The sequence below is a fragment of the Streptomyces prasinopilosus genome (assembly GCF_001419695.1).
GTDB classification, from domain to species: domain Bacteria; phylum Actinomycetota; class Actinomycetes; order Streptomycetales; family Streptomycetaceae; genus Streptomyces; species Streptomyces prasinopilosus.
On record NZ_LIRG01000874.1, the window covers coordinates 1 to 6554 of the forward strand.

Consider the following 6554-nt stretch of genomic DNA (forward strand, 5'->3'; position numbering starts at 1 on the left):
GTCCGGCGCTGGTGACCGCCGCAGCGCCGGTCACCAGCGCCGGACGCATGCCGTCGACGAAGTCCTGGCCGGATCCGTAGCCGCCCCGGGACGCGAAGACCGACGCCATGATCGCGATGCCGAGGGCGCCGCCCACCTCGCGCAGGGCGTTGTTGGCTCCGGAGGCGATGCCCTGTTCCTCCGGGAGGACGCTGGACATCACCAGGCTGGAGGCCGGGGCGAAGTACAGCGCCATGCCGATGCCGCTGACGATCAGGGCGGGCAGCTGGGCGGCGTAGGAGGCGTCGGCGGTCGCCACCACGGCCAGGTGGCCGAGGCCGAAGGCCTGCAGGAAGAGGCCGGTGGCGACGACCGGACGGCCGCCGACGCGGTCGGAGAGGATGCCGGCGATCGGGGCCACGAGCATCGGCATGCCGGTCCAGGGCAGCATCCGCAGGCCCGCCTCGGTGGGCGAGTAGCCGAGCACGCCCTGCATGTACTGGCTGAGCAGGAAGATCGAGCCGAACATGCCGAGGAACATCAGCAGGCTCGCCGCGTTGATGCCGGAGAAGGCGCGGGAGCGGAACAGCCGCATCGGCAGCATGGGGTTCTCGGCGCGGGTGCTGTGCAGCACGAAGGCCGCGAGCAGCGTGGTCCCGGCGAACAGGCCGGTCAGGACGACGGTTCCGGTCCAGCCGTCCACGGGTCCGCGGACCAGTCCGTAGACGATGCCGAAGAGTCCGCCGCCGGCGAGCAGGGTGCCGGGCAGGTCGAGCGGGGCTCCGGTGCCGTGGGACTCGGCCAGGCGCAGGCGGGCGAGCGGGACGAGGACCAGGCCGAGCGGGACGTTCAGCCAGAAGATCCACTGCCAGGAGACGTGTTCGGTGAGGCTGCCGCCGACCAGCGGCCCGGAGGCCACCGCGAGTCCGTTCACGGCGCCCCAGATGCCGTACGCCGTCCCGCGCCGGGCCTCGGGCACGGCCGCGGTGAGCAGGGTCAGGGTGAGGGGCATCATGACCGCGGCACCGGCGCCCTGCACCGCGCGGGCGGCGATCAGGGAGTCGATGCCGGGGGCCATGGCCGCGGCGGCGGAGGACGCGGTGAAGACGGTGATGCCGATGACGAAGAGCCGGCGGCGGCCGAAGCGGTCGCCGAGTGCCGCGCCGAACATCAGCAGGACGGCGAAGGTGAGCGTGTAGGCGCTCACGGTCCATTCCAGGTCGTGCAGGGCGCCGCCCAGGTCCTCGCGGATGGAGGGCAGTGCGGTGGTGACGACGAGGTTGTCGAGGGCCGCCATGAAACCGGCGGTGCTGGTGATGACGAGTGCCCAGGCGGCCGAGCCGCCGCGTGCGGTCCGTTGTGACATCGCTCCCCCGGGAGATGATGTTGTTAGTGATTGATGACTAACTTTCACGCGCAGAAAAATGCGGCACCGCGATGCCTTCCTTCACCCCGGCCGCTCCCACCGGTTCCGTCCGCTCCACCGGTTCCGTCCGATCCATCAGGTTCATCCGATCCGTCGAATCCGTCGTCACCGGTGCCGGTGGCGCCGCTCCCTACTCCTTCGACGACTCCTCGGTCCGCGTGGAGAGGTCCAGCCCTTCCCAGATCTGGTGTCCGGCCGGGAACCCCATGGCGGACAGGCAGTTGATGAGCATGCCGTACGCCATGAAGCCCGTGGTCTCGTGGACGTCGGCCCCCAGGGCGAGGTGGACGGTGTCCCACAGCCTCAGCCAGCCGGCGCGCACGCTCGCACCGAACTCCTCGTCGCCCTCCTGCTCGGCCGCCGCCACCGCGAGGTACATCTGCATCTGCATCAGGAGCAGTTCGGGCCGCTCCGCGATGGCCCGCCGGTAGGCGGTCGCCATGGCGTGCAGGGCCTCCTCGCCCTCCAGCCCGTCGGACGCCTCCGCGAACATGCGGATGGTGTCCTCCACGCAGCGTTCCGCCGCCGCCAGGAAGATGGCCTTCTTGCCCGGGAAGAGCCGGAAGAGGTACGGCTGCGAGACCCCGACCCGTTTGGCGATCGCCTCGGTCGACGTGCCGTGGTAGCCGCCGCGGGCGAACTCGGAACTCGCCGCCCGGACGATGCTCTCGCGCCGCTCCTCCGCGCTCATCCTGGCCATGCCGGTAAGTTAGTGCTCAATCACTAACCACGTCAAGGGGTGGCCATGACACGACGTGAGGGGCGGTCTCCGGGGAGACCGCCCCTCACGTCAGGTCCTGCGGCGCGGTTTCCCGGTCAGGCGAGGCGCACGACCGCCCGCGACATTCCCAGCACCTTCTGCCCGGCGCTGGTCGCCGTGAGGTCGACGCGGACGGTGCGGTCGTCGAGCTTGGCCGCGACCTTGCCGGTGACCTCGATGACGGCGCCCCGGTCGTCGTCGGGAACGACGACCGGCCTGGTGAAGCGGACGCCGTACTCGACGACCGCGCCCGGGTCGCCCACCCAGTCGGTGACCACCCGGATCGCCTCGGCCATGGTGAACATGCCGTGCGCGATGACGTCGGGCAGGCCGACGTCCTTGGCGAACCTCTCGTTCCAGTGGATGGGGTTGAAGTCGCCAGAGGCACCCGCGTACCGGACGAGGGTGGCCCGGGTCACGGGAAACGACTGCGCGGGCAGTTCGGTGCCGACCTCGACGTCGGCCCAGGAGATCTTCGACGTCATGATGCTGCTCACGCCCCCTCGGCGGCGCGGGCCACCAGCTTGGTCCAGGCGGTCACGACGTGCTCGCCCGCCTCGTCGTGCACCTCGCCGCGGACGTCCAGGATCTCGTTGCCCGCCATCGACTTGATCGCCTCGATGGTCGAGACGACGGTGAGCCGGTCGCCGGCGCGCACCGGACGGCGGTAGGCGAACTTCTGGTCGCCGTGCACCACCCTGCTGTAGTCCAGGCCGAGCTGGGGATCGGTGAAGACCTGCCCGGCGGCCTTGAAGGTGATGGCGAACACGAAGGTCGGCGGAGCGATCACATCGGGGTGTCCGAGCGCCTTGGCGGCCTCCGCGTCCGTGTACGCCGGGTTGGTGTCCCCGATCGCCTCGGCGAACTCGCGGATCTTCTCCCGGCCCACTTCATAAGGAACGGTGGGCGGGTAGCTCCGCCCCACGAAGGACTGGTCGAGCGCCATGCGCGCGGCACCTCCTGTGTCTCGTGCGGCCCTGGACGGCCGGTGGGAAGAACAACGCGAGGCCGCCCCCCGACCAGGGGGACGGCCTCGCGTACGAGCCTGATTTATCGCGTTTCGCGGTGCGCGGTGTGCGCGTTGCAACGCGGGCAGTGCTTCTTCATCTCCAGGCGGTCCGGGTTGTTACGCCGGTTCTTCTTGGTGATGTAGTTCCGCTCCTTGCACTCCACGCAGGCCAGCGTGATCTTCGGGCGGACGTCGGTGGCAGCCACGTGAGTGCTCCTTGGACGGACGGGATAATGAGACTGATTGAACGCAGAAAGAGTAGCCGATCGAAGGACCGACCCCGCAATCGGCTACTGTGTGTAGCGGTGACCGGACTTGAACCGGTGACACAGCGATTATGAGCCGCTTGCTCTACCGACTGAGCTACACCGCTGTGATGCGATCGATTCCCGCCTCGCGACGGGAACCTCCCACACCAGAGCCCCAAAACGGAATCGAACCGTTGACCTTCTCCTTACCATGGAGACGCTCTGCCGACTGAGCTATTGGGGCGAGCGAGGAAGACATTACACGCTCCGCCGCCGTTCACCCAAATCCGTTTCGCGGCGCCTGTCCCACCCTGTCGGTCATCCCCTGCCGACGGCCCCGGAGGTCACGTCCGGCTCCCCGCGCGCCCGGCTCCCCGTGCCGCCCCACCGGGCCACGGCGGTCCCCGACCGGCCGGGGCGGCCCCCGTCCGGCCACACCGGTACGACTATTGCTGACTCTTCCGCTCCTCCCGGCGGGGAGCGAACCTCCGCCCTAGGCTCGACCCGCTCTGCGTGATCTTCCCTCCGTGTGATCCTGCGACCACCGTGCACAGTCCGAGCCTCAGGAGCGCGATGCCCGACAACCGGCCGCAGCCGCCCCCCTCGTCGCCCGTACCGTCCCCGGACACGCCCGGTCCGGCCGACCCGGCGCCGCTCCTGCTGTGCGGCGCGCGGCTCACCGACGGCCGGACCGTGGACGTACGGCTGGGCGGCGGGCGCATCGAGGCGGTCGGCACGGCCGGCAGCCTGACCCTGGACGGCACCCGTACGGGCGGCACCCGGGTCGACCTGGCCGGCCATCTGCTTCTCCCGGCCCCCGCCGAGCCGCACGCCCACCCCGACACCGCCCTCTCCGCGGCATCCGACGGCCCCCTCTCGTACGACCCCCACGACGTCCGCAGCCGGGCGACGGAGGCCGCGCTGCTCCAGCTCGGGCACGGGGCGACGGCACTTCGGGCACACGTGCGCGTGGACGACGTGACCGGACTCGGCGCGCTCACCGCCGTACTGCGGGCGGGGCGTTCGCTGCGCGGGCTGACCGAGCTGACGACGGTGGCGATGCCCCGCGTACTGACCGGGGTGGCCGGGGCCGACGGGATCGCGATGCTGCGGGACGCGATGAAGATGGGCGCGTCGGTGGTGGGCGGCTGCCCGGACGCCGACCCCGATCCCACGGGGTACGTGGAAGCGGTCCTGGAGGTCGCCGCCGAGCACGGCTGCCCCGTCGACCTGCACACGGACACCGCCGACCCGGCCCGCGTGGCCAGGCTCGCCGCGATGGCGGGCGGGCTGCGACCGGGGGTGACGCTCAGCCCGTGCGGCGGCCTCGGCCGGCTGCCCGCCGAGGCGGCCGCGCGTACCGCGGACCACCTGGCGGCGGCCGGGGTGACCGTGGTGTGCCTGCCCCAGGGCGGCTGCGGAGGCCTCGACCGCCGGGGCACGGGCACGGCTCCGGTACGGCTGCTGCGCGCGGCGGGCGTGCGGGTGGCGGCCGGGAGCGGCGCCCTGCGGGACGCGTCGAACCCAGTCGGCCGCGGCGACCCGCTGGAGGCGGCGTACCTGCTGGCCTCCCACCACGGCCTCTCCCCCGAGGACGCCTACGAGGCGGTGAGCACGTCGGCCCGCGCCGCCCTCGGGCTGCCCGAGGTGCGGGTGGAGGCGGGTTTCCCCGCCGAACTGCTCGCGGTCCGCGGCGACCGGCTGCCGGCGGCGCTGTCCCTGGCGTACAGCCGGATCGTGGTGCACCGGGGACGCGTGGTCGCACGGACGAGCGCGGTACGCGAGTACTGCGGTTCGTCGACGCCGGCCACCGACCCGGAACCGGAACCGGCGACGGGAGCGACGACGGAACCGGCAACGGGTCTGCCCCGGCAGGGCCGGGCCGGCACCCTGTAGCCCTCCGCCGGTTCTTCCCGCCCTTCCCCCACTTCCCGCCCTTCCCGCACTTCCCGCTTCTCACTTCCCGGCGTTCCGGCTCTGCGGCTCCGGGGTTCGGGAGTTCGGGGGTTCCGAGGCTCCGGGGGAGCCGGCCGCCCCCGTCGCCCGGGTTGCTCCCCCCTCCTCGCTCTCCCTCCGAGCCGTGCCGTGCGGCGGATGCGATCGTCGCGGCGTACGGTCGAAGGCATGCGCATTGTCATCGCTGGTGGTCATGGTCAGATCGCGCTGCGGCTGGAGCGGTTGCTCGTCGCGCGCGGGGACGAAGTGGCGGGCATCATCCGCAAGCCCGAACAGGCCGATACGCTGCGGCAATTGGGGGTCGAGCCGGTCGTACTCGACCTGGAGTCGGCGTCGGTGGCGGACGTCGCGGAGCAACTCCGGGGCGCGGACGCCGCGGTGTTCGCCGCAGGCGCCGGTCCGGGGAGCGGCACGGCACGCAAGGAGACGGTGGACAGGGCCGCGGCGGTCCTCTTCGCCGACGCCGCGGTCAGCGCGGGCGTGCGGCGGTTCGTGGTCGTCTCGTCGATGGGCGCGGACCCGACCCACGAGGGGGACGAGGTCTTCGACGTGTACCAGCGCGCCAAGGGCGAGGCGGACGCGTACGTCCGCGGCCTGGACGCCCTCGAATGGACGATCCTGCGCCCCGGCATGCTCACCGACGACGCCGGGACCGGCCTGGTGCGCCTGGAGGCCCACACCGGCCGCGGCCCGGTCCCCCGCGACGATGTGGCCGCCGTCCTGGCCGAGCTGGTGGAGGGCTCCTCGACGGCCGGCCTGACCCTGGAACTGATCAGCGGCCCCGTGCCGGTCCCGGTGGCGGTGAAGGCGGTGGCGGGCGAGTGAGCGGGGGGAACGGCCCGTGACGGGGTTCGTGAAGGGACGCGTGGGGCTCCTCGCGGACGCCCAGGCCTAGAACAGCGGCATCTGCCCCGGGAACTCGGGGACGACGTATCCGTCCAGCGACGGCTGTTCGGCTCCGGCCCCGGCGTATCGGCGGGACCCCGGGCACGAGGTGAGCTCCCCGCTCCCCCGGGCGCCGGGCGGGTCGTGACGCGCGTACCGCCCGGCCACCACGGCGATCTCACGACGGCACTCGGGACAACGCCTGCGACGTGACGACATCCCGCCAGTCTCCCCGAACGGCCCGCCCCGCACATACCCTGCGGCACAACGCGAGGACCCCCCTCCGGACTA

Annotated in this window: 8 protein-coding genes and 2 tRNA genes; 2 read left to right on the top strand and 8 right to left on the bottom strand. The window is 72.1% G+C overall.

Annotated elements, in window-relative coordinates; translation table 11 throughout:
- The 7 genes from AOK18_RS27835 to AOK18_RS27865 form a co-directional block, all read right to left on the bottom strand.
- The coding region (locus AOK18_RS27835; protein ID WP_055696123.1) for a DHA2 family efflux MFS transporter permease subunit at positions 1 to 1345 on the bottom strand (1345 nt) is incomplete at its 3' end.
- 190 nt (positions 1346 to 1535) lie between these two features.
- A complete protein-coding gene (locus tag AOK18_RS27840; protein ID WP_206281603.1) occupies positions 1536 to 2105 on the bottom strand; it encodes a TetR/AcrR family transcriptional regulator in 570 nt (189 codons plus the stop codon).
- 116 nt (positions 2106 to 2221) lie between these two features.
- Positions 2222 to 2650: a MaoC family dehydratase gene (locus tag AOK18_RS27845; protein WP_055573308.1), complete on the bottom strand. Its 429-nt coding sequence runs from the start codon at positions 2648 to 2650 to the stop codon at positions 2222 to 2224.
- Between the two features lie 8 nt (positions 2651 to 2658).
- A complete protein-coding gene (locus tag AOK18_RS27850; RefSeq protein ID WP_055573306.1) occupies positions 2659 to 3111 on the bottom strand; it encodes a MaoC family dehydratase N-terminal domain-containing protein in 453 nt (150 codons plus the stop codon).
- Between the two features lie 104 nt (positions 3112 to 3215).
- Positions 3216 to 3380 carry a 50S ribosomal protein L33 gene (gene rpmG / locus AOK18_RS27855; protein ID WP_003948671.1) on the bottom strand — a complete coding sequence of 55 codons (165 nt, stop codon included), beginning with the start codon at positions 3378 to 3380 and terminating at the stop codon, positions 3216 to 3218.
- A 94-nt stretch (positions 3381 to 3474) separates the two neighbouring features.
- Positions 3475 to 3547: transfer RNA gene (locus tag AOK18_RS27860), tRNA-Met, on the bottom strand.
- A 46-nt stretch (positions 3548 to 3593) separates the two neighbouring features.
- Positions 3594 to 3666: transfer RNA gene (locus AOK18_RS27865), tRNA-Thr, on the bottom strand.
- A 329-nt stretch (positions 3667 to 3995) separates the two neighbouring features.
- Between AOK18_RS27865 and AOK18_RS27870 the strand changes: the two genes are divergently transcribed.
- Together AOK18_RS27870 and AOK18_RS27875 are read left to right on the top strand one after the other, a co-directional pair.
- A complete protein-coding gene (locus AOK18_RS27870; RefSeq protein ID WP_074994247.1) occupies positions 3996 to 5318 on the top strand; it encodes an amidohydrolase family protein in 1323 nt (440 codons plus the stop codon).
- A gap of 228 nt (positions 5319 to 5546) precedes the next feature.
- Positions 5547 to 6203: an NAD(P)H-binding protein gene (locus AOK18_RS27875; protein WP_055696125.1), complete on the top strand. Its 657-nt coding sequence runs from the start codon at positions 5547 to 5549 to the stop codon at positions 6201 to 6203.
- Between the two features lie 66 nt (positions 6204 to 6269).
- Here the strand turns inward: AOK18_RS27875 and AOK18_RS27880 are convergent, their stop codons facing one another.
- Positions 6270 to 6482, bottom strand: a complete 213-nt coding sequence (locus tag AOK18_RS27880) for a hypothetical protein (protein ID WP_055570594.1) — start codon at positions 6480 to 6482, stop codon at positions 6270 to 6272.
- Between the last annotated feature and the right edge of the window lie 72 nt (positions 6483 to 6554).